Source organism: Corynebacterium jeddahense, from assembly GCF_028609865.1.
GTDB lineage: Bacteria > Actinomycetota > Actinomycetes > Mycobacteriales > Mycobacteriaceae > Corynebacterium > Corynebacterium jeddahense.
Window position 1 is genome coordinate 69,386 of sequence record NZ_CP063194.1, and the last position, 21,311, is coordinate 90,696.

General features: G+C 69.1%; 20 protein-coding genes. 12 read left to right on the forward strand and 8 right to left on the reverse strand.

Features of this window, described 5'->3' with window-relative positions:
- The first annotated feature begins 48 nt into the window (after nt 1-48).
- Genes CJEDD_RS00290 through CJEDD_RS00300 form a run of 3 tightly spaced genes read left to right on the forward strand, consistent with a single transcriptional unit; the run spans nt 49 to nt 2,851 of the window.
- Nucleotides 49-390: an SRPBCC domain-containing protein gene (locus CJEDD_RS00290; RefSeq protein ID WP_232297686.1), complete on the forward strand. Its 342-nt coding sequence runs from the start codon at nt 49-51 to the stop codon at nt 388-390.
- A 57-nt stretch (nt 391-447) separates the two neighbouring features.
- Complete coding sequence (locus tag CJEDD_RS00295) at nt 448-1,692, forward strand: ATP-binding protein (protein WP_042406120.1); 1,245 nt, start codon at nt 448-450, stop codon at nt 1,690-1,692.
- Between the two features lie 10 nt (nt 1,693-1,702).
- Nucleotides 1,703-2,851 carry an alpha-amylase family protein gene (locus CJEDD_RS00300; RefSeq protein ID WP_042406133.1) on the forward strand — a complete coding sequence of 383 codons (1,149 nt, stop codon included), beginning with the start codon at nt 1,703-1,705 and terminating at the stop codon, nt 2,849-2,851.
- Here CJEDD_RS00300 and CJEDD_RS00305 read toward each other — a convergent pair.
- A complete protein-coding gene (locus CJEDD_RS00305) occupies nt 2,830-3,381 on the reverse strand; it encodes a hypothetical protein (protein WP_042406122.1) in 552 nt (183 codons plus the stop codon). The genes CJEDD_RS00300 and CJEDD_RS00305 overlap by 22 nt on opposite strands.
- A gap of 198 nt (nt 3,382-3,579) precedes the next feature.
- Between CJEDD_RS00305 and CJEDD_RS00310 the strand changes: the two genes are divergently transcribed.
- Nucleotides 3,580-4,593: an endonuclease domain-containing protein gene (locus CJEDD_RS00310; RefSeq protein WP_042406126.1), complete on the forward strand. Its 1,014-nt coding sequence runs from the start codon at nt 3,580-3,582 to the stop codon at nt 4,591-4,593.
- Between the two features lie 198 nt (nt 4,594-4,791).
- Here CJEDD_RS00310 and CJEDD_RS00315 read toward each other — a convergent pair whose 3' ends face one another.
- Nucleotides 4,792-6,090, reverse strand: a complete 1,299-nt coding sequence (locus CJEDD_RS00315; RefSeq protein WP_273657555.1) for a M20/M25/M40 family metallo-hydrolase — start codon at nt 6,088-6,090, stop codon at nt 4,792-4,794.
- 30 nt (nt 6,091-6,120) lie between these two features.
- On the opposite strand from CJEDD_RS00315, the gene CJEDD_RS00320 reads away from it, so the two are divergent.
- Entirely contained in the window at nt 6,121-6,699 is a 579-nt protein-coding gene (locus CJEDD_RS00320; protein WP_052333860.1) for a TetR/AcrR family transcriptional regulator, read from the forward strand.
- Between the two features lie 9 nt (nt 6,700-6,708).
- Nucleotides 6,709-8,052 carry an AMP nucleosidase gene (amn, locus tag CJEDD_RS00325; RefSeq protein WP_042409577.1) on the forward strand — a complete coding sequence of 448 codons (1,344 nt, stop codon included), beginning with the start codon at nt 6,709-6,711 and terminating at the stop codon, nt 8,050-8,052.
- Between the two features lie 288 nt (nt 8,053-8,340).
- Here amn and CJEDD_RS00330 read toward each other — a convergent pair whose 3' ends face one another.
- Nucleotides 8,341-8,778 carry a hypothetical protein gene (locus CJEDD_RS00330; RefSeq protein WP_052333861.1) on the reverse strand — a complete coding sequence of 146 codons (438 nt, stop codon included), beginning with the start codon at nt 8,776-8,778 and terminating at the stop codon, nt 8,341-8,343.
- 38 nt (nt 8,779-8,816) lie between these two features.
- On the opposite strand from CJEDD_RS00330, the gene CJEDD_RS00335 reads away from it, so the two are divergent.
- Nucleotides 8,817-9,161 (forward strand): hypothetical protein, encoded by a 345-nt coding sequence (locus CJEDD_RS00335; protein WP_157034530.1) that lies wholly within the window; start codon nt 8,817-8,819, stop codon nt 9,159-9,161.
- 95 nt (nt 9,162-9,256) lie between these two features.
- Here the strand turns inward: CJEDD_RS00335 and CJEDD_RS00340 are convergent, their stop codons facing one another.
- Nucleotides 9,257-10,531, reverse strand: a complete 1,275-nt coding sequence (locus CJEDD_RS00340; protein ID WP_232297767.1) for a dicarboxylate/amino acid:cation symporter — start codon at nt 10,529-10,531, stop codon at nt 9,257-9,259.
- A gap of 136 nt (nt 10,532-10,667) precedes the next feature.
- Here CJEDD_RS00340 and CJEDD_RS00345 point away from each other — a divergent pair, with 136 nt between their 5' ends.
- Genes CJEDD_RS00345 through CJEDD_RS00355 form a run of 3 tightly spaced genes read left to right on the forward strand, consistent with a single transcriptional unit; the run spans nt 10,668 to nt 13,508 of the window.
- On the forward strand, nt 10,668-11,600 hold the full coding sequence (locus CJEDD_RS00345; RefSeq protein WP_042409584.1) for a Sir2 family NAD-dependent protein deacetylase: 933 nt from the start codon (nt 10,668-10,670) through the stop codon (nt 11,598-11,600).
- Nucleotides 11,597-12,685 carry a glycosyltransferase 87 family protein gene (locus CJEDD_RS00350; RefSeq protein ID WP_273657556.1) on the forward strand — a complete coding sequence of 363 codons (1,089 nt, stop codon included), beginning with the start codon at nt 11,597-11,599 and terminating at the stop codon, nt 12,683-12,685. Before CJEDD_RS00345 ends, CJEDD_RS00350 begins: the two co-directional genes overlap by 4 nt.
- Nucleotides 12,612-13,508 carry a hypothetical protein gene (locus CJEDD_RS00355; protein ID WP_052333844.1) on the forward strand — a complete coding sequence of 299 codons (897 nt, stop codon included), beginning with the start codon at nt 12,612-12,614 and terminating at the stop codon, nt 13,506-13,508. The genes CJEDD_RS00350 and CJEDD_RS00355 overlap by 74 nt, the downstream gene beginning before the upstream one ends.
- Here the strand turns inward: CJEDD_RS00355 and CJEDD_RS00360 are convergent.
- Together CJEDD_RS00360 and CJEDD_RS00365 are read right to left on the reverse strand one after the other, a co-directional pair.
- Nucleotides 13,486-14,247 (reverse strand): hypothetical protein, encoded by a 762-nt coding sequence (locus CJEDD_RS00360; protein ID WP_052333843.1) that lies wholly within the window; start codon nt 14,245-14,247, stop codon nt 13,486-13,488. The genes CJEDD_RS00355 and CJEDD_RS00360 overlap by 23 nt on opposite strands.
- The gene (locus CJEDD_RS00365) at nt 14,244-15,302 is read right to left on the reverse strand and encodes an ROK family protein (protein WP_042408801.1); all 1,059 of its coding nucleotides are present in this window, start codon (nt 15,300-15,302) and stop codon (nt 14,244-14,246) included. The genes CJEDD_RS00360 and CJEDD_RS00365 overlap by 4 nt, the downstream gene beginning before the upstream one ends.
- Before the next feature lie 47 nt (nt 15,303-15,349).
- Here CJEDD_RS00365 and CJEDD_RS00370 point away from each other — a divergent pair, with 47 nt between their 5' ends.
- Nucleotides 15,350-16,981, forward strand: a complete 1,632-nt coding sequence (locus CJEDD_RS00370) for a DUF885 domain-containing protein (protein ID WP_081764575.1) — start codon at nt 15,350-15,352, stop codon at nt 16,979-16,981.
- Between the two features lie 95 nt (nt 16,982-17,076).
- Here CJEDD_RS00370 and CJEDD_RS00375 read toward each other — a convergent pair whose 3' ends face one another.
- Nucleotides 17,077-18,459 (reverse strand): basic amino acid/polyamine antiporter, encoded by a 1,383-nt coding sequence (locus CJEDD_RS00375; protein WP_042408798.1) that lies wholly within the window; start codon nt 18,457-18,459, stop codon nt 17,077-17,079.
- Between the two features lie 88 nt (nt 18,460-18,547).
- On the opposite strand from CJEDD_RS00375, the gene CJEDD_RS00380 reads away from it, so the two are divergent.
- Nucleotides 18,548-19,201: a Rib/alpha-like domain-containing protein gene (locus tag CJEDD_RS00380; protein WP_042408796.1), complete on the forward strand. Its 654-nt coding sequence runs from the start codon at nt 18,548-18,550 to the stop codon at nt 19,199-19,201.
- Here the strand turns inward: CJEDD_RS00380 and CJEDD_RS00385 are convergent.
- Nucleotides 19,182-21,293, reverse strand: coding sequence for an ATP-dependent helicase C-terminal domain-containing protein (locus CJEDD_RS00385; RefSeq protein WP_042408793.1), 2,112 nt, complete (start codon nt 21,291-21,293; stop codon nt 19,182-19,184). The genes CJEDD_RS00380 and CJEDD_RS00385 overlap by 20 nt on opposite strands.
- Nucleotides 21,294-21,311 lie beyond the last annotated feature (18 nt).

Below are 21,311 nucleotides of genomic sequence, written 5' to 3' on the forward strand. Positions count from 1 at the left end.
ACCGCCACCTTCTCCGTCCCGGCCACCCGCGAGGAGGTCTACCGCGCGATCACCACGCCGAACAGCTGGTGGGACCAGCAGGCGGAGGGCAACGCCGGCGAGCAGGGCGGCGAGTTCCACGCGCAAGACCACGACTTTTCCGTGCAGGAGGCCGACGACGGCAAGCGCGTGGTCTGGAACGTCGAGCCGACCGACCAAGAAGACCACGAGTGGGACGACACCTCGCTCATCTTCGACATCGAAGAGGACGACGACGGCGAGACCAAGGTGAACTTCACCCACCGCGGCATGCGCCCGCACGACCGCGGGTACGAAGAAATTGCCAAGACGTGGAAGGACCGCATCGCCAAAGGCCTGCAGCCGCTCATCGGGCGGGAGGAAAATTCGTAGCGTTCAGATAGGAAAATCCGACCGATAGGGAACGGAAAATTGGTAGTGTAGGGCGCCATGAGCTACCTCCGGCGGGCCGTGGACAACCAACTTGACCAGCTCCTTCCATACGCTGCGGCGATTGCGGTCGAAGGGCCGAAGGGCGTGGGGAAGACCGAGACGGCGCGCCGCCGTGCCTCCACCGTGTTGCAGCTCGACACCGGCGAGGGCGCCGGCGTTCTCGCGGCCGACCCGACGTTCGCGGCGGAAGGGCCCGGCACGATCCTCATCGACGAGTGGCAGCGGCGCCCCGAATCCTGGGACTACGTCCGCCGCGCGGTGGACGGCGGGGCAGCTCCCGGCAGGTTCCTGCTCACCGGCTCCGCGACGCCGGCGGCGGGCACAGACACCCACAGCGGAGCCGGCCGGATCCTCTCCTTGCGCATGCGCCCGCTGGCGTTGTTTGAACGGGCGGGGGCGGAGCCGTCGATAAGCATGGGCTCGCTGTTCCAAGGGAGCGCGGCGATTGCAGGTGAGACTGAGTGCACGCTCAAGGACTACATCAACGCGATCGCGTCCGGCGGCTTTCCCGGGTTCTACGAGGCGCCGCCGGTGCTGCGCAACCAGCAGCTCGACTCGTATCTCGCCCGAGTGGTGGACCGGGACCTGCCAGAACAGGGCTACACCGCGCGCAACCCGGCGGCGCTGATGAACTGGCTCGCGGCGTATGCGGCGGCGAGCTCGACCACCACGAGTTACCAGGAGATCCTCGACGCCGCGACGCCGGGGGAGTCCAACAAGCCCGCCAAGTCCACCACCATGGTGTACCGCGAGAAGCTCGCCGAGCTGTGGATGCTCGACCCGGTGCCGGCGTGGGACATGCGGCGCTCGCCATTCGCGGGCCTCGCCAAAGCCCCGAAGCACCAGCTCGCGGACCCGGCGTTCGCGCTGCGCCTCCTCGACGTGCCCGCCGCGAAGCTGACCACCCGGTTCAACTACCTGCTCGGCCCTCTCTTCGAGTCGCTGGCCACGCTCTCGGTCCGCGTCGCCGCGCAGGCCTCCTTTGACACGGTCGGCCACTTCCGCACCGTCAAGGGCGACCGGGAGGTGGACCTCATCGCGCAGGACCAGGACGGCGCGATCGTCGCGTTCGAGGTCAAGTTGGCGGCCAACATCGGTGACGGCGACGTCAAGCACCTGCTCTGGCTGCGGGAGAAACTGCCCGACGACGTCGTCGACACCGTCATCCTCACCACCGGCACCCGCGCGTACCGGCGCCCCGACGGCGTCGCGGTCGTCCCCCTCGCCCTGCTCGGTGCGTAGGCTCGGCGACATGCTCGACCGCACAATCTGGTGGCACGTCTACCCGCTCGCGGCCCTCGGCGCGCCGATCCGCGAGACCCCCGATACCGCCCACCGCCTGCGTGCTTTGGAGCCGTGGCTGGACTACCTCGTCGAGCTCGGCTGCAACGGCCTCCTCCTCGGCCCCATCTTCGCCTCCGCCACGCACGGCTACGACACGCTCGATCACTTCCGCATCGACCCGCGACTCGGCGACGACGAGGACTTCGATTGGCTTATCGACGCCTGCCGGCAGCGCGGCGTCAACCTCATGCTCGACGGGGTGTTCAACCACGTCGCGCGCTCCCACCCCTGGGTCGCGTCCGGCCTGGCCGGGGATACGGACTGGGAGGGCCACGGCGAGCTCGCCACGCTGAACCACGACGACCCGCGCGTGCAGGACGCCGTCGCGGAGATCATGCTGCACTGGCTGCGGCGCGGCATCGCTGGCTGGCGCCTCGACGTCGCCTACGCCGTCCCGCCCGAGTTCTGGCGCACGGTGCTTGCCCGGGTGCGCGAGGAGTTCCCCGACGCGATGTTCCTCGGCGAGGTGATCCACGGCGACTACGCGGAGATCGCCCGCGCCGGCACCCTCGACGCCGTCACGCAGTACGAGCTGTGGAAGGCGACGTGGTCCTCGCTCGTCGACGCCAACTTCTGGGAGCTCGCCCACGCGCTCGAGCGCCACCCCACCGACGTCTTGCCCAACACCTTCGTCGGCAACCACGACGTCGACCGCGTCGCTTCAACAGTCGGCCCGGAGAAGGTGGTGCTCGCCGCGGCGGTGCTCTTGACGGTGCCCGGCATGCCGTCTATCTACTACGGCGACGAGCAAGGCTTCACCGGCGTGCGCGGCGAGGGCTGGTCCGCCGACGACAGCGTCCGGCCCGTCCTGCCCGCGGAGCTCTCGCCCCTCGGGGCGTGGATCTACGACGAATACTGCGAGCTTATCGCTTTGCGACGTCGCCAAGCGTGGCTCACGCACTCCCACCTCGAAGTACTGCACAAGACCAACGAGACGATCTCCTACCGCTGCGTCTCCGGCGAGAATTCCCTGCAGGTGGACCTCTGGCTCGACCCCGCGCCGGGCGTGCGCGTGCACGCGGGCGGGGAGGAGCTTTACAGCTGGATGTGGAAGTAGGCGAGGATCTGCGCGAGCGCCGCCTGAAGCATCTTCAGGATGTCCGGCAGCTGCAGCGTGGTCACGCCCGCGACCGGCACATCGAAGGACGGCATGCCCTGCGGCGTGAGGTTGATGCGCGCCGGGATCTGCGGCTGGATGGCGAGCTGGTTTTGCGGGTTCTGCTGTGCTGGCTTCGGCTGCTGGTTCTGTTGGTTCGCGGCCGGCTTCGGCTGCTGGTTTGGCTGCTGCGCCGGCTTGGCTGTGCCCTGCGTGCCTTTGAGACCGCAGCGGGTGGCAGCGTCGTCGACACGCGAGAGCGCATCGAGGATCTGCGGGCCGCGGCTGTCGAACGCCGCGATGGCCTGCGCCTGGCGGGCTTTCTGCTGGTAGTCGGCGTCGTTGGTCCAGTAGCGGGCGGCCTGGTCGCAGGAGATCGGGCCGGACGGGAGCTTGGCCAGGGTGTCGTCGATGGCGTCGGCGTGCGCGGCGGGCGCGAGCGCGGCGGTGCCGGCGAGCGCGGCGGTGAGTGCGAGGGTGCGGTACTTCATGCGCGCCAGTATGTCACGGATGGGGCAAAAGTGACAGGTGCGGCGTGGGCCCCGTCCCCTCGGCGCAAACCATGAGAACCAAACCACGAAAACCCGCCGAATTGGGGGATTCTCATGGTTTGCTTCTCATGGTTTGCGCTCGGTGAGCGGCGACCACGCCCGTCCTGTAGCCTCCCTCGTGGGGAATGGAGGGGGCACATGAAGCCTGCACGAAAGCAAGAACTGCGCGCGCTGATCGTCGACATCCGGGGTGTCGCCGCGACCGACACCGAAACGCACGCGCGCGTCCAAAGCGGCGCGTTGACGCAGCTCACGAAGTCGATGTACTGCGACACCGAGGCGTGGAACGGGCTCAAAGACCACGAGCAAACGTTCCTCCGCTGCTGCGCCGCGTCGCGGCAGAGCACAAAGGCCGTGCTGGTCGGCCGCTCCGCCGCGCGCATCAACGGCGTCTGGGTGGTCGCGCAGAGCGAACCGGTCACGCTCGCCGTGCCCAGCGGCCAGCCGCCCTCCGTCGCCGGCAGCTGGACGGGCTACACCTACCGCTACATGCAACTGCCTATCGACGACATCCTGTCCGACGGCCCCCTCCGCTACACCAACGCGATCCGGACGGCCGTCGACATCGCTAGGGAGCGCGGCGTGCGCGAGGGAGTCGTCGCATTTGAGAGCGTGTTTTCGGGCCACAACGACATCGCCGTTGCCCACCTGCGTCTGGAATGCGAGGCGGTGATCAAGCGGCTCGCCGGTACGAAGGGGATCGGCCACGCCCGCACCGCGCTCGCGCAGGCCACGCGCCAGTCGGACTCCCCGTACGAGACGCTGTTGCGCCTCATTCTCGACGCCCACAGGGTTCCCTACCGCGCCCAAGTGAAAATCGGCTGGTTTCGCGTGGACTTCCTCGTCGCGGAGAACGTCGTGGTGGAGGTCGACGGCTGGGTGAAGTACGAAGACGTTCCCCACGAAGTGTTGCGCAAGCAGCGCCAGCGCGACGACTGGCTCAACGAGCAAGGCTTCGAGGTGCTGCACATTTACACGGGCGACATACTTGGCGACGAAGCTTCGCTCATCAAACGCATCCGCCGCGCCTGGGAGAGGGGCCAGAAACGCCTCCCCATACTGGAGACGCCGAAGCAGTACGTGCCCAACGGCCCAGGCCGCCACGTCGAGCACGGCCCCGCCATGGCCGACCTGCTCCGCGCGATCTACTGACCCCCGGCCCCCTGCTTTGCCCCCTTCTTCCCCGCAAACCATGAGAACCAAACCATGAGAACGGGCCGAATTGGGGGATTCTCATGGTTTGGTTCTCATGGTTTGCGGTCGGGGAGGGGTTGGAGGGCGGCGAGAGGGGCGAGAGGGGCGGGTGGGGCGAGAGGGGCAGGTGGCGCGAAAGCGCGGAAACAACCAGCCCTACGCCCCGAGGAAGCGGCGGATGAGCGACCGGTACGCCCGCGCGGTAAGGTCCACGTCCTCGAGGGCGACGGACTCGTCGTGGCTGTGCAGCTGTCCGAGCACCGACCCGAGCGTCTCGGAACGCCCGTGGAGCGCGAAGCCGTAGCCGACGCCGCCGCTGCGGCGGGCGAAGCGCAGGTCGGAGCCGCCGGCGGCGATGGTCGGTACGACGGGGACGCCGGGGAAGAACTCGTCGAAGGTGGCGCAGATGGCGTCGAACAACGGCCCGGAAGTGGGGGAGACGGTGCCGTCCTCGCAGATCAGGTGGGTGATCTCCACGGAATCGGCCAAGTCGCCGAGCGCCTCGACCAACACCTCGTCAACCTCCTCCTGCGTCTGGCCCGGCAGGGGGCGGATGTCCAGCTCGAGCCACGCCGTCGAAGGCAGGACGTTGATGGCGCCGCCGGCGCGCAGGACGGTGGGCGCGACGGTGAGGTGGCTCATCGCGTGGGAGTACTGCTCGAGCTCCCCGAACGCCGAGTAGCCGGAGCCGGACAGCAGCGCGGCCTCCGTTTCTGGGTCGAACTTCCAGGCTTTGACGTAGTCGTGCCAGAGGTCGTCGGCACGCAATGGCGCCACCCCGGCGACGCGCCGCGCGACCTCCGCGATCCGGGAGACCGCGAGGTCGCGCCCGTGCGGCGTGGAGCCGTGGCCGGCGTCACCGTGGACGGTGAGCCGCCGCTGCGCCGCGCCCTTCTCGCCGACGACGACAACGAGCGCGTCGGAGCTCACGGGCAGGTGCGAGCCGCCCTCCTCGGACAGGCAGTTCGCCCAGGAGAACGACGCGTGCTCGGCGAGCCACTTCGCCCCGAGCCCGCCACGCGCCTCCTCGTCGGCGCAGGCCACGAACGTGAGGTCGCCGGACGGCCGCGCCCCAGACAGCGCCACGTCGCGCACGCACGCCGCCATCGCCGCGGTGATGTAGAGCATGTCGGTCGCCCCGCGCCCGTACAGCCGCCCGCCGTCGATCTCGGCGCCGAACGGGTCGCGCGTCCACTTCGCCTCGTCGACGGGCACGACGTCGGTGTGGCCGAGCAGCGTGAGCGGCTCCCCGCCGTCGCCCTCGACGGTGAACGCGACGGAGACGCGACCGGGGTGCGGCTCGTAGCGCTCCACGCGCACGCCGGATCCGGCGAAGAACGCCTCGAGGGTGTCGGCGTTGCGCACCTCCTGGCCGGAGTCGGCGGTCAGGTCGTTGACACACCCGTTTTTGATCAGGTCTTGCAGCAGCGTCAGTGTAGTCTCGGTGAGGGTCACGTAAGACAAGACTAATGATTGGGAGCTGGTATGGGGCAGGATGTGACGGGGCGCCGCTCGGAGAGCCAGGACCCGAGGGCGGTCCGTACGCGCAAGTCGCTTGTCGACGCCACCGTCCGGCTCCTCCACGACTACCCAGTCGCCGACCTCAACGTCTCGCAGATTGTGAAGGAAGCGGGCGTGAGCAGGCAGGTCTTCTACCAGCACTTCGCCGACCGCGACGCGCTCGTGCTCGCCGCGGCCCAGGAGCTCGTCGTCGCGGCGTACCTGCGGTTCTCGGAGCGCTTCCGCATTGACAACGACTTCGTCGCCTCCGTCACCGCGCTCATGGACCCGCTGCGCGAGCACTACTCGGCCGTGACGCACCTGCTCGACTCGCCGATTCACAGCCGCCTCGACAACGAGGTCTACGACACGATGCTGCCGACGATGCGCGACCAGCTGCGCGAGCGCGCCGGGGAGCAGGACCCGCAGCTGATCGACGACATGGCGCGCTTCTACACCGCCGGCGCCCAGTCCGTGCTTGAGCAGGGTATTCGCGAGCACGACACGCCGGAACACATCGCGCAGCGCATGGAGGCTGTGCGGCGTGCCCTCATCCGTGACTAGCCTGGCCGTATGGTCGTCGAGAAGCTTAAGGCCCTGTACGAAGCCTCGTGCGAGCTGGCACGCTCGGGGGACTTCGCGCGCTACAACGAGGTGCGCTACCCGAAGCTGACGGTGAAGGTGCGCGAGTGGCGCCCGATCGACCGCTCCGAGCCGTTCGGCTACGTCGACGAGGCCGGCACCTACTCCGCGGTGCTCTCGCGCCCGGACCTCATGGAGGGCTACCTCACCGCGCAGCTCGACGCGCTCACCTCGAACTACCCGTGCGAGGTGGAGGTGGGGTACTCGGACGTGGTCATCCCGCCCGCCTACATCAAGGGCATGCCGCCTATCGACGAGACCGCGAACCTGCCGCGCCCCACCCTGGACGAGGTGCACGACGCGATTGTCGACGGCCACTGGGACGCCTTCCACGGCGACGAGAAACCGCTCTTCCACTTCGGGCCGCAGCGCTTCGACCTCGCGCTCGCCCGCCTCGAGCACTACACCGGCATCGAGGCGGACTCGCTGCAGCGCTACATCCTGTTCACGAACTACGCGATGCACGTGACCGAGTTTGTGAAGTTCGGGCTACGGGAACTGTCGGATCCGTCGTCCCGGTACACGCGCCTGGTGCTGCCGAGTGGGGAAACCGTGTCCGACACCGTGGCACTCGAGGACCTGGAGCTGGGCTCGAAGTTCCAGATGCCGCGCTACGACCTGGTCACCGAGGACGGCGACGGCATCACCATGATCAACATCGGGGTGGGGCCGTCGAACGCGAAGACCATCACGGACTCGCTCGCGGTGCTGCGCCCGGAGGCCTGGATCATGATCGGGCACTGCGCCGGCCTCGACGCCCGCATGCGCATCGGCGACCTCATCCTTGGCAACGCGTACGAGCGCCACGACCACGTCCTCGACGACTACTTGCGGCGCGAGCTGCCCATCCCCGCCGTGCCCGAGATCCAGCGCACGCTGGAGAAGGCGGTGTCGAAGGTCTACGGGGCGGACGCGTCACTCATGCGCACCGGCACCGTGTTGTCCACCGGCGACCGGAACTGGGAATGGAAGGACCCGCGCGACCTGTGGGAATGGTTGCGCGGCTCCACCGCCGCGGCCGTGGACATGGAGTCGTGCACCATCGCCGCGAACGGGTACCGCTACCGCGTGCCGTACGGGACCCTACTCGCCGTTTCCGACCTGCCCCTGCACGCCGTGCCGAAGCTGCCGGCCGGCGCCCAGGCGTTCTACTCCAACTCGAAGGAGGCCCACGTGATGTGCGCCGTTCGGGCGATGGAGAAGCTGGCGCGGCACCCTGAGCGGCTGCGGACGCGCAAGCTGCGGCGCGCGATCGGGGAGGTGCCGTTCCGGTAGCGCGGTTCGGCGGGGCGGCGGTTCGGGCGTGGTTCGGGCGTGATGCGGGCCCCAGGAGCTCCCGTGCAGGTCTTTATATGCGTAAACGCTGGTAGAGCGTGTGTAAGTCACCTGTAATCGAAATCGCCCGTAACCCGTCTACCTGCATAAACGCATATGAAACCCTGCACGGGAGCGTTTGCGGGGGTGCGCGGCGATTCCCGGGAGCGTTTGCGGGGGGCACGGGAGCGTTTGTAGGGGAGCGGGGCGAATCCCGGAACGCGTGACCAGGGCCGACGCGAACCCCCACTACCGCCCGCGCCGCCAGCGCTCCCGCACGGTGGCGATGAACTTGTCCGGGTGCCGCTCGAGGTAGCTCGGGGAGAAGCGCAGGATGGGGAAGCCGGCGTTGCCGATCCGGTCGGCGCGCGTTTTCTCGTTGAGCAGCGCCTCCTGCGCGGGGCCGTAGGTGGTGTCGTCGTACTTGACTAGGCCGTCGATCTCGATGACGAGCCAGCCGTCGATGAGCAGGTCGACGCGGTAGCCCCACTCGGTGAGGGTGACGTTCGCGCGGACGTCGGTGAAGCCGGCGGCGAGGAGGAGGCCGCGGGCGTAGGACTCCGGGGCGGAGTCGGGAAGCGTGGAGGCGCAGGCCGCAGCGCGACGGGCCACAGGCTTGCCCGTGAACCGCGGCGAGAGTTCGACGAGTTTCTGCAGCTGGGCGGGGGTGTAGCCGCCGAATTTCACGAGCCAGTCGGCGGCGACGAGGGCGTGGGATGCGGGCGATGTCGAAGAAGGTCTGCAGCGTCGTCGTGGTGGACATCGCCGTGCCCCGCCGGATCTGGTCCTCGGTCAGCGTGCGCTGGATATACACGACGCCGCTCGGCCAGGCCTGCCGCGGCGGTACGGATTTGAGCACCGCGTGGACCTGGTCGAGCGGCGTGTTGGCCACCCACATGTCGTTGAGGTACGCCGACGCCCGCCCGGTGAGCACGGCCTCGCGCATCGACAGCCCGACGCAGTACGCCCGCGCCCAGTGCTGCTGGTGGATGCGCAGCGCGTCAAAGGCGTCGCGCCCGAGCGCGTGCGAGGTGGACAGCCGCACGAGCTCGCCGTCGAGCAATGCTTGACGACGATCGTTTCCGGGCTCGACGCACCCCCGGACGTCGATAAGCTGGTTGCGAATACCGGTCTTCCATCCCCCCATAAACCGAATAATCGCAAATTACTTGGAAGGTGTCAAGGCCCACCGTGATTCGTCGAGAATCCCCTCGCGCTTGGCCACGACCGTGGCCACGACGGACTGCCCGGTGACGTTGATGGCGGTGCGGCCCATGTCGATGATCGGGTCGACGGCGAGGAGCAGGCCAACGCCCGCGAGCGGCAGGCCAAGTGTGGACAGCGTGAGGGTGAGCATGACGGTCGCGCCGGTCGTGCCCGCGGTGGCCGCGGAGCCGAGGACGGACACGACGACGATGAGCAGGTAGTCCGACAGCGAGAGCGGGATGCCGTAGAACTGTGCGACGAAGAGGGCCGAGATGGCGGGGTAGACGGACGCGCAGCCGTCCATCTTCGTCGTGGCGCCGAGCGGGATGGCGAAGGAGGCGTACTCGGTGGGCACGCCCATCGCCTCCTCGGTGGTGCGCTGCGTCACCGGCATGGTGCCCATGGAGGAGCGGGTGGCGAAGCCGAGGGTGGTCACGGGCCAGACGCGGCGGTAGAACTCAACGACCGGGATCTTGTGCGCGGCGAGCACGATCGGGTAGAGCACGAACAGCACGAGCGCGAGCGCGATGTAGATGGCCAGCACGAACTTGCCCAGCGAGCCGAGCGCGTCCCAGCCGTAGGACACGACGGCGTTGCCGATGAGCGCGGCGGTGCCGATCGGCGCGAGGCGGATGACCCACCACAGCACCTCCTGGACCACCTTGAGCAGGGACTCGTTGAAGCCGATGAACGGCTCGGCCGCCTTGCCCACGCGCACCGCGGCGATGCCGAAGAGCATGGCCACGACGAGGATCTGCAGGACGTTGAAGTTCGCGGACGCGCCGCTGTCCGAGACCTTCACGCCGAGGCCGAAGATGTTGGCCGGCACGACGGAGTTCAAAAAGCCCATCCAGGAGCCGGTGGTGGACGGCTCGGCGGCGGTGGCGGCGTCGACGGTGGTGTTCGCGCCGGGCTTCATCAGCGCGCCGACGCCGATGCCGATGAGCACGGAGAACAGCGAAGTGATGGCGAACCAGACAAGGGTTTGCACGGCGAGGCGCGCGGCGTTGGTCACCTGGCGCAGGTTGGCTATCGACGTCACCACGGCCGTGAACACGAGCGGCGGGATGAGCAGCTTGAGCAGCTTCACGTACGTCGAGCCGACCCAGTCGAGGGTTTCGGCGAGCGCGTTGCCGCCGGGCATGCCGGCGGCGATGAAGCCGAGGATGAGGCCGATGATGAGGCCGTAGATGACTTGGGCGCCGAAGCTCGTGGCCCATTTTGGAAGGCGCACTCCACACTCCTTATAGACAGACTGGTTCACCAAGCTCCCTCGGCGAACGATAACGTGGACAAACTACTCCCCAAACCCCACACGTCAAAACAGACAATACGGTCTATTGCGGCCGCGCGGGCTACACTCCCCACCGATGGACACCCACTTCGACGACCCGGCGATCGCCATGGCGCACCGTTCCGCCGTGCGCTCGATCGAGCGGGTCGTCCGCGAAACCACCCCGCCCACGCGCGACCCGCTCCCGCGGATCCTCGCGCAGCTGCGCGACCCGCAGACGCTCGTGGTCACCGGTGCGGGCGTGTCCACGGCGTCCGGCATCCCGGACTACCGCTCCGCGAACGGCCGCCTCACGAAGGGCCGGCCCATGACGTTCCAGGAGTTCGCGCACTCGCCCGCGCAGGTGCGGCGGTACTGGGCGCGCGCGTTCGTCGGCACGCAGTACATGCGCGCCGCCCGCCCGAACCGCGCGCACTACGCCCTCGTCGAGCTCGAGCGCGCCGGGCTCATCCGCGGCATCGTCACCCAAAACGTCGACGGGCTGCACCAGCGCGCGGGCAGCCGCAACGTCATCGCGCTCCACGGCGACATGGACCACGTCGTCTGCCTCGACTGCAAGGCGCTGCACGAGCGCTCGCGTATCGACGCCCTCCTCACGGCCGCCAACCCCACCTTCTTCGACAGCGTCGAAGTCGAAGGCTCCATGCTCAACCCCGACGGCGACGTGGAGCTGCGCGCCGCGGACGTGGAGCGATTCCACATGATCGCCTGCCCGTCCTGCGGGGGCCAGCGCCTCAAACCGCACGTGGTGTATTTCGGGGAGAACGTGCCGAAGGAGCGTCGAGACGCTGCCGCCCGGTGGCTCGCGGAGTCGACCGGCGTCCTCGCCGTCGGCACGAGCCTCGCCGTCATGAGCGGCTACAGATTCATCCTCGACGCCATTAAGCAGGGCAAACCCACCGCCGTGATCAACGGCGGGCCGGGGCGCGCCGACGCGAAGGTGGACACGCTGTGGCGCGCGGACGTCGGCGCGGCCCTCGACGACGTGCTGGACGGGCTGGGCCTGTGATCCTCCTCGCCATCGCCGTCGCGCTCGCCGCGTTCCGCTACGCCACCGGGGACCTGCCCAGCGCGTTCACCACCGATTTCCCCTCCGACCTCGAGGTGTACCTCCTCGGCGGGCGGAAGGTGGCCGAGCACCTGCCGCTCTACGGCGACGACCTCCTGCCCGGCCTGCCGTTCACCTACCCGCCGTTCGCCGCCGTCGTCTTCTCCTGGTTCCACGAGTCCGAGGCGCTCGGCGTCGCGTGGAAGATCGCGAGCGTGGCCGTGCTCGCCGGGGTGGTCGCGGCGTCCTCGGAGACGAAGCGCGGCGTGGCCCTGCTCACCGCCTTCTTCGTGCTGTGCACCGGGCCGGTGCAGGGGACGCTGTACTTCGGGCAGATCAACCTGTTCCTCATGGGGCTCGTCTGCCTCGACTTCCTGCCGAAGAACCGCCTGCCCGGCATCGGCACCGGGCTCGCCGCGGGGCTCAAGCTCACGCCCGCGTTCTTCGTCGTCCTGCTCATCCAGCAGCGCAGGTGGGGCGCGGTGTTCGTCGCCGCGTTCACGTTCGTGTGCACCGTGGCCACCGGCATGGAGGTGACGGACGCCGGCGAGTTCTGGACCCACGACATCTTCCAGACCGCCCGCGTGGGCACCGACGACAACCCCGGCGCCCAGTCCATCCGCCAGCTCCTCGCCCGCGCGGGCGTCGACGACCCGCGGGTGTGGCTCGCCCTCTCCCTCGCTGTGACGGTGCTCGCGCTCTTCGCTTCTCGACGAGCTTCAGCCCCCCTCGCCGCCTCCTTCATCGGCATGGCGGCCTGCATGGTCAGCCCGTTTTCCTGGTTCCACCACTGGGTGTGGATCGTGCCCTGGGGCGTGTTCGTGTTCGAGGAGTACGGCGCGCTCGTGTTCCTCCTGCTCATGCTGCCATTCGTCTCGGTGAACGTGTCGGACGGTTTGTTCGAGGTGCCCCAGCTGCTCTTTATGCTGGTGCCAGTCTGCTTCATGGCGGTGTACGCGCTACGCTCAGGCTATGCGCACTCGAATCATCGCCGCGGCGACCGCGACAGCCACCGCCCTCACCCTCGCCCCGTTCGCCGCAGCTGACCCGGCGCCCGCCACCGGCGTCGAGCTCAACCAGCCCGCCAGCCAGGTCGTCGCCGTGGAGGCGAAGTTCGACTTCGCCGGCGACCAGGAGACCGCCCTGCGCGAGCTCAAGCAGCTGCGCGCGGACATGTGGGACCGCAACGTGCCGTTCGACGGCAAGCCGCTGCGCCAGGCCGCGGCCGCCAAGGGCTACACGACGAAGCAGCAGTACGTCGACGCGGCGAAGATCGACAACGGCTACGCCCGCATCGCCGTGCAGCGCGGCGCTGAGGTCGCGCGGTCCTTCAGTCACACCCGCCCCTACAACTCCACGTGCTCGAACAACTGCGGCGCCTCCACCTCCGCCACGTGGCAGGGCAAGGGCGGCTACAGTGCGGAGAACATCCACAGTACGGCAAGCATCGGCCGCGCGATGCGGGGCTGGGGCTACGAAGAGGTCCCGGCGCTCGTCGCCGCGAACGGCGTGTTCAGCCCGCAGAACGGCCACCTGTACAGCCTGATCAACCCCGCGAACACCCGCATGGGGTTCGCGGGCGTGGTCACCGCCGAGGGCGAGGCCTCCGTCGCGCGCATGGGATCGGAGACGACGGGCGCGCCGGCCATGAGCGGCGGGCTGACGGTGCTGCACCGGCCGGCCAACGGCGTCGAGAAGCCGAGCACCACCCCGAAGAAGCTGATCCTGGGCGGCGCGGGCAGCAGCGCGTCGCCGCGGCAGATCATCGAGATCATCAGCATCGTGCTCACGGTGCTGTCGGCCCTGCAGTGGCTCTACCAGTACGCGGAGCCGCAGATCCGGCAGTTTATGAGCCAGTTCCAGCGCTAAGCAGCCTGGCCACCGTGTCCAGGGCCTCGACGGTGGCGTCGTAGTCGCCGTCGGCGGAGCGCGCGCCGATGGCCACGCCGACGCGGCCGATCCACCCGAACTGGCGGTTGTGCCAGGCGCCGTCGGCCTCGTTGTCGGACCAGCCACCCTTGAACGGGACGCCGAGCTGGCCGAGCCCGTAGGACTGCTCGTCGTCGATGTGGCGCATGTCCGCGATGATGGGGTTGTCGGGGTTCATCGCGCTCAGCATGTGCGCGTAGCGGGCCTGGCCCGCGAACGGCCAGCGTGTGGTGCCGAACGCGCCGTTGACCTTCACGCTCGCGCCCGATTTCGCGATCTCGGCGGCGACCTTCTTCGACGCCTCCTCGTCGCTGCCCATGCAGTCCCACAGCGCGCGGGCCGAGTCGTTGTCGGACCACTCGATGGACGCCTCTGTGAGCTCCGTGACGGTGTCCTCCGAGTAGTCGCAGTGCTCCGCCGCGGCGAAAGCGATGGGGATCTTGATCGTGGACCACGCCGGCAGCCAGTCGAGCGAGCCGGCCTGGGTGAGCGTGGTGCCGTCGTAGAGCGCTACGCCGATTTCGGTGTGGGTGTCCTTTTCTATCTTCTCCACCTGAATGGCCAGCCCGTCGTACGGCGCGCGCACCGTGGTCACCGGGGTGGTCAGCGGCTCGCCCGGGCCCCCGGCGCCGCACCCGGCGAGGAGCAGCGGCGCAAGCACGACGGCGCGCTTTCTCATCGCCCCACCACGGCGAGCGGCTCGCGCAGCACGTGGTCGAGCGCCACGGCGCGGGCGATGTCGCGCACCACCTCGTCGTGGGAGGGGATCTTGCGCAGGTCCGGCTGGGTCCGCGCCTCGGCTCGCACGGCGCGGACGAAGGGGGCGGAAGAGAGCGGGTCGTCGATAAACGCGCTGCCCGCGACCACGATCGTGGCGGGCGAGTGCTCCGCGCACAGCCCGGCGACAAGCGAGCCGAGGCCGCGCGCGCGACGGTCGAGGGCGTAGCGCGTGCCCTCGCGCGGGTCGGCAACCGCGTCGGCGAGGGTGGCAATCGCGGGGTCGCCGATGCTGTCGATGAGCCCCTGCGTGGTCAGCTCGCCCTGCTCCACCTCGATCGGCTGCACGCCGGACTCGCTCGAAATCGCGCAGGCGAGCGAGTCGTCGGCGAACAGCGCGAGCACGGACGGCGTGTCCAGCTCGGTGCTCGACTGCATCTCCGAGCCCACGATCGCGCTGCTAATCGACGTCACCTCCACCGGCACCGAGAACTGCTCGCGCATCTGCTCGCCGATGTTCACCCCATCCCACCCGAGGTTCGGCGCGACGACGTTGCCGCCCTCGCGCACCGTGCCGGACGCCGTCACGCCGACGGTGGCCAGCGGGCGCCGCACGCTCGCGGTGAGGTGGTTCAGCCCGGCCATGATGTGCTGAATGAAGTCGTCCTGGCTCAGCCGCGCCACCGGCAGGTCGAGGTCCGCGAAGCGCAGGGTGCGCCCCTTGATGTCGAACAGCGCGATGTACGTCGAGTCGGTGCCCACGGCCACCCCGGCATGCACCGCGGGCGTCTCCGCGAGCTCGAGCGGGATGGTGGGCCGCCCCCGCCCCTTCGACCGGGTGAGGTCGTTGCGCTCGGTGACGTACCCGGCGTCCACGAGTGAGGCGATCGCGCGGGTGACGGTGGGCTGGGACAGGCCGGTCGCCCGGACGAGCTCGCTTCTCGACGTCTGCTCCTGCAGGCGGATCAAGTGCAGGCACTTCGCCGCCGGCGTCCGCGGCCGAGAGAACGAGGTCATATGAATATATTTACCTGCGGATGCGCAGAATTGTACAATCGCACGTCATGACCACCGCTGCGCGCGAACCGTCGCTCCTGGATGCGACCTGTGAAGACTTCGTCTACGACCTCGCGGACATCACGCCGACTTTGGCCACCCAGATCGGCATCGACGGCCACGACGGCGAGCTGCAGGATTTCTCCCCGGCGTACTGGGACCGCCTCGCCGACCGGATCCGGGACCTCGTCGCGGACGTGGACGCGCTCAACGACTCGACGGACCAGTCCGACGACGAGGACGACTTCGACGACGTGGATAACCTCACCGCCGCACTCCTGCGCGACCGGATGACCGCCCAGCTCGAGTTCCACCACCGCGGCGAGCTGCTGCGCCTGCTCAACTCCATTGAGTCGCCCGTGCAGACCATCCGCGACTCGTTCGCGCTCATGCCGAAGGTGACGGAGGAGGACTTCGACACCATCGCCTCGCGCATGTCGCGCATCCCGAGCGCGCTCGCCGGCTACCGCGAGTCCCTCGCCGAGGCCGCCGCGGCCGGCGACATCGCCTCGCACCGCCAGATCGACGCCGTGATCAACCAGTGCGAGCTCCTCGCCGCGAGCGAGTCGCAGCTCGACGAGCTCGGGCTGTCCCCCGACTCGGCCGTCGTGGACGGCGCGAAGGAGGCCTTCGCCCAGATGGCGGACTGGCTCTCCACCGAGCTCTCCCCGCAGGCGGGCCATGAGGACGGCGTCGGCCGCGAGCGCTACACCCTGTTCGCCGAGTACTACCACGGCCGCGACGTCGACCTCGACGCCGGCTACGAGTGGGCGCAGGACCAGCTCAGGGAGACCATCGCCGAGCAGGAGCGGATCGCCCGCGAGCTCTACGGCGACGCGTCGGTCGCAGGTGCGTATCGACGCCTCAACGGCGAGCACCGCTACACCATCGAGGGCACGGACGCCCTCCTCGACTGGATGACCGAGGTCAACGAGGCCGCCGCGCGCGCGTTCGGGGTGGACAACACCGTCGAGTGCGCCATCGACCCGGCGGGCTCCGGCGGCATCTTCTACACCCCGCCCTCGGACGACATGATCCGCCCGGGCACGATGTGGTGGTCCGTCCCGGCGGGGCAGACGACGTTCCACACCTGGCAGGAGCTGGCCACCGTCTTCCACGAGGGCGTGCCCGGCCACCACCTGCAGATGTCCGCCGCGCTGGACAACCGCGCCGAGCTGAACATGTGGCGCCGCTCCGTGTGCTGGAACGCCGCGCACGGCGAGGGCTGGGCGCTCTACGCCGAGCACCTCATGGCGGACCGCGGCTTCTTCGACGACCCGGGCTACCGCATGGGCCTGCTCGACTCGCGGCGCCTGCGCCTCGCCCGCGTCTTAGTGGACATCGGCGTGCACATGAAGAAGCCGACCCCGGACGGCAACGGCACCTGGGACGCCCAGTACGCGAAGGCGTTCTTGCGCGACAACACCGCCATGCCCGAGGCGAACCTCGCCTTCGAGCTCGACCGCTACATGGGCTGGCCGGGACAGGCGCCGTCCTACGCCCTCGGCTACAAGGACTGGGTGGACTTGCGCGGCCAGGCGCTCGCTCAGGGCTTCACGGAAGAGGAGTTCCACGCCAAGGCGCTCTCGCTCGGCTCGATGCCCATGGACATGCTCGCCAACGAGGTGCTCAACCACTAGCGCCGCGCGAGGATTCGGGGCAGCCACCCGGCGAACAGGTGCGCGTGGCGCTCTTTGGGCTCGTCGTCACGCTGTGTGCGAAGCTGACCTGGGACCTAGTCCAGGGACAGTGACCCGTCCGCGAGCCCGGCGACGGCGACGACGGCGCCGACGCACACGAGGGCGACCACGACCCACTCGAACGTGTTGAAGAGCCGCTCGCCGCGCCGCCTGCGGTTCCACACGTAGACGATCGTGCCCGGCAGGACCGCGAGCGCGCCGAGGAGGACGTAGACCGGGTCCGCGGCGTAGATGAGCCACAGCGAATACACCGACGCGACGACGCCGACGGCGAGGTCCTTGCCCGGCTCGCGCGCCGTGAGCAGCACGAGGTAGATCGCGGAGAAGATGTACGGCAGCAGGTACATGATGGTGGCCAGCTGCACCATGGCGGTGTAGGACGCCGAGGAGAGGAAGAACACCACCACGAAGAACTGGATGACCACCGTGGACAGCAGCTGCGCGCGCGACGGGGAACCGTTCGCGTTGTGGCGCGCCATCGACTCGGGCAACAGGCCGTCCTCCGCCATGAGCACGATCGGCTCCGCGCACAGCATCTGCCAGGACACGTAGGCGCCGAGCACGGACAGGCACAGGCCCACCGAGACGAGCACGCCGCCCCACGGGCCGACGACCGCCTCGAGCACCGCGCCCATCGAGTTGTCCGGCAGCGCGGCGAGCTCCTCCTGGCTGAGCACGCCGTAGGAGAGGGTGGACACCGCGACGAGCAGCGCGAGCACGGAGAGGAAGCCGATGATGGTGGCCTTGCCGACGTCGGAACGCCGCGCCGCCTGCTTCGAGTACACCGACGCGCCCTCGATGCCGATAAATACCCACACCGTGTAGAGCATGATGCCCTTGAGCTGCTGGGTAAACGGCATGCCCGAGCCCCAGAAGTCCGCGGTGAACGTGTCCCGGGAGAAGCCGAGGAACGCCACGAGCACCACGAACGCGAGGATGGGCACGAGCTTGGCGATGGTGGTCACCGCGTTCATCACCGCCGCCTGCTTCAGCCCGCGCGTGAGCCCCCAGTAGATGACCCAGCTGAGCACCGACACCGAGATCGCGAGCACCCAGCGGTTGAGGAAGACGGGGAAGTAGTAGCCGAGCGTGTTAAAGAACAGCGTCGCGTACCCCACCTGCGCCATCACCGAGCCGAGCCAGTAGCCCATCCCGGATGTGAAGCCGATGAAGTCGCCAAGCCCCGCGCGCACGTATGCGTACACGCCGGAGTCCAGCTCGGGCTTGCGCACCGCCAGGATCTGGAACACGAACGCGATGGAGAGCATGCCCACCCCGGCGATGGCCCAGCCGAGCAGCATCGCGCCGGGCCCGGCGACGGAGCCGATGTTCTGCGGCAGGGCGAAAATACCCGATCCGATGGTGGATCCGATGATGAGGGAGACCAGCGTCCAGACCGAGACGGTGCGGTTTGACATGGCGAGTAACACTACCCCAGGAGTTGCATTACAATCATCAACCGTTAATCGTGCAAACAACTGAGACAACCGTGTGAGGGAGGTGCGGATGCGCACACGCATGGCCTGCGCCGCAGTCGCTGCCACGCTCACCCTCGCCACCGTCGCGCCTGCTCAGGCAGCGGAATACCAGCCGACCTCAGTGCTGCCCGGCTTCACCGGCACCCTCGACGCGCCGCTGCCGCGCGGCGAGGCCTGGTTCGAGGCGACCTCCAACCCGGATTGGGCCATGGTCGGCCCAGACGGCACCATCCGCCTCGCGCCGGGGGAGGACGTCACCCCCGGCACCTACGAGTGGCCCGTGCAGGCGACCTTCCAGGACAACCACACCGAGACCTACCCGGTCCGCGTCACCGTCGGGCAGGAGCAGACGGCCGACGCCTCCCAGGAGGGCGCCGTCATCGACGCGTTCGTGCAGTACGCCCCCGAGGTGACCAAGCAGTGCTCCGCCACCGCCCTCGGCGTCGGCCTGCCCCTGCTCGTCCTCCTGCCGCTCGGCTTCGCCTCCCAGCTCAGCCTCCCGTTCGTGGCCAAGCAGAGCGAGCTGAACCTGCAGGTAGCGAACCTGCCGTTCCTCCCCCCGCTCAACATCGACGTTCACCTGCGCGACCTCAACTCGCAGAAGGTGGACATGGGCATCGCCGGCGCGCTCACCGTCGCGGGCCTCGCCGGCGCCGGCGCCATCATTTCCCAGTGCTCGTAGGGTCCTCCGGCCACGCGTGCTTGGGGTAGCGCCCCCGCATCTCGCGGCGCACGTCCTGGTACGGCCCGGCCCAGAAACTGTCCAGGTCGTCCGTCACCGCGAGCGGCCGCCCCGCCGGAGAGAGCAGGTGGTACTGCACCTTCACGCCCGCGACCGTCGCGTTCGTCTGCCCGAACATGTGCTGCAGCTTCACCCGCTTCACCGGCCGCCCGCTGCCGTACTCGAACTCCCTCGGCGCCACCCGGTCGAGCTCCGCGGCCTGCTTCCAGTCGAGCTGGCGCAGCATCGCGGCGCGCATATCGCAGTTGCGTATCGACGCACCTCCGGCCACCTCCCGCACCTCCACCGAGTAGTCGCCCTGGGCGACATCCGGCCAGCCCAGCGTCGCGTGGAGGAAGTCGAGCCGCTCCTTGAGGTGCTGCTCGGACTCCGTGAGCGGGAAACTGTCGAAGTCCACGCCCGCCAGCGCCGCCGCGGCCTCGTCCGGGGTGAGCTTCACCGGCGTGGAGGAGAGCTCGATCGCGCCGACGCGGGTGATCTTCCGGCCGCGCACCTTGCCGTCCTCGAGGAAGGCCCGCGTCTCCTCGACAACCCTGTGCTGCGGGAACGCGATCGGTTCGGCCTCGCGGATGACCGCGCCACCCTTCGTGCGCTGCACCTCCGCCGCCGCGATCCACTCCGCGCGCGAGTGGAACGCCGCGCGCGTGCCCGAGGCGAGCTGGTACTCGTCGCCCACCTTCTTCGCGATCCACTGTGGGAACGCAGACGCAATCACCTCCCCGGCAGGTGCGGGACCCTTATCTTCGACGAGCCTGGCCAGCCGCTTCGGGTCCGCGTCGCCCGCGAGCCGGGCCACGGTGGGCGCGGCCTGGGCGCCGAACTCGAGCAGGGCGGCGCCGAGCCTGGGGTCGAGGGGGAGCGTGGCCAGCCGCTTGCCCAGATCCGTGATCGTGCCGCCGTCCAATGCCCCGATCGCCTCGAGGTTGTGTTCGGCTTCGGTGAGGTCCGGAGGGGCGTCGAGAAGCGGGAGGTCCGGCGACCCCCACGCCGCCATCGTGAGCGCGGCGGCGGTGAGGTCCGCGGTGAGGATTTCGGGGGTGATGTCGGGCTGCATCTTCGCGTACTCGTCGCGCGAAAACACGCGGACAACCTCGCCGGGACCCTCGCGGCCGGCGCGGCCCGCCCGCTGGTCGGCGCTCGTCTTCGCCTCCGTCACCGTGACCAGGCCGGTCATGCCGCGACTGTCGCGTTTCGGGACCCTCGACAGCCCGGCGTCGACCACCTTGCGCACACCCGGCACCGTGATCGAGGACTCGGCGACCGACGTCGCCACCACCACGCGTGCATCGCCGTTGAGCGCGGCGTCCTGCTCCTTGCTGGTGAGCCTGCCGTGCAGCGGCGCGGCGTCGTCGAGGAAGCCGCAGACGAGGTCCACCTCGCGCACCCCGGGCACGAACACCAGCGTGCGCTCGCCGTGCTTCGCCTGCTCCGCGACGTGGCGGTAGAACTCCCGGGTGCCCCGGATCCGCTCCGGGTGCGGCGCGTAGCTGATGTCGAGGGGGTGGGTCACCGCCTCCGTCGACAGGATGCGGGCGCCCATGTGGTCGGCGAACTTCCGCGCGTCGAGGGTCGCGGACATGGCGGCGAGGTAGAGGTCCTCGCGCAGTTCGGCGACCTCCATGCACATCGCGAGCACGAGGTCCGTGTCCAGCTGGCGCTCGTGCACCTCGTCGATGACCACGGCGCCGACGCCCTCGAGGTCAGGGTCCTTGAGCAGGCGGTTGAGCAGCACGCCGGGCGTGACGAATTCGACGAGCGCGCCGTCCTTATGTTCGCCGCGGATGCTGTAGCCGACGTTGGTGCCGAGCGGAGTGCCGTCGAGAAGCGAAAGCCTCCGCGCCGCGGACCGCACCGCCACCCTGCGCGGCGCCGTGACCAGCGTCTTTCCCGCCACGTTCGCAATCGCGGGCGGGACCAGCGTGGTCTTGCCGGTGCCGGGCGGCGCCTCGACGACGAGCGGGCCCGTGGTGGGCAGCCCGCCGATCACGCGCGACACGGGGAGACCGCTGCCGATTTTCACCAGGTCGAACATGGCAATCCAGGGTAGCGT

Coding starts and splice junctions, on each gene's coding strand:
- CJEDD_RS00295 (WP_042406120.1), top strand. CDS start 448: ATGAGCTACCTCCGGCGGGCCGTGGACAACCAACTTGACCAGCTCCTT.
- CJEDD_RS00300 (WP_042406133.1), top strand. CDS start 1,703: ATGCTCGACCGCACAATCTGGTGGCACGTCTACCCGCTCGCGGCCCTC.
- CJEDD_RS00305 (WP_042406122.1), bottom strand. CDS start 3,381: ATGAAGTACCGCACCCTCGCACTCACCGCCGCGCTCGCCGGCACCGCC.
- CJEDD_RS00310 (WP_042406126.1), top strand. CDS start 3,580: ATGAAGCCTGCACGAAAGCAAGAACTGCGCGCGCTGATCGTCGACATC.
- CJEDD_RS00320 (WP_052333860.1), top strand. CDS start 6,121: ATGGGGCAGGATGTGACGGGGCGCCGCTCGGAGAGCCAGGACCCGAGG.
- amn (WP_042409577.1), top strand. CDS start 6,709: ATGGTCGTCGAGAAGCTTAAGGCCCTGTACGAAGCCTCGTGCGAGCTG.
- CJEDD_RS00335 (WP_157034530.1), top strand. CDS start 8,817: ATGTCGAAGAAGGTCTGCAGCGTCGTCGTGGTGGACATCGCCGTGCCC.
- CJEDD_RS00345 (WP_042409584.1), top strand. CDS start 10,668: ATGGACACCCACTTCGACGACCCGGCGATCGCCATGGCGCACCGTTCC.
- CJEDD_RS00355 (WP_052333844.1), top strand. CDS start 12,612: ATGCGCACTCGAATCATCGCCGCGGCGACCGCGACAGCCACCGCCCTC.
- CJEDD_RS00360 (WP_052333843.1), bottom strand. CDS start 14,247: ATGAGAAAGCGCGCCGTCGTGCTTGCGCCGCTGCTCCTCGCCGGGTGC.
- CJEDD_RS00365 (WP_042408801.1), bottom strand. CDS start 15,302: ATGACCTCGTTCTCTCGGCCGCGGACGCCGGCGGCGAAGTGCCTGCAC.
- CJEDD_RS00370 (WP_081764575.1), top strand. CDS start 15,350: ATGACCACCGCTGCGCGCGAACCGTCGCTCCTGGATGCGACCTGTGAA.
- CJEDD_RS00375 (WP_042408798.1), bottom strand. CDS start 18,459: ATGTCAAACCGCACCGTCTCGGTCTGGACGCTGGTCTCCCTCATCATC.
- CJEDD_RS00380 (WP_042408796.1), top strand. CDS start 18,548: ATGCGCACACGCATGGCCTGCGCCGCAGTCGCTGCCACGCTCACCCTC.
- CJEDD_RS00385 (WP_042408793.1), bottom strand. CDS start 21,293: ATGTTCGACCTGGTGAAAATCGGCAGCGGTCTCCCCGTGTCGCGCGTG.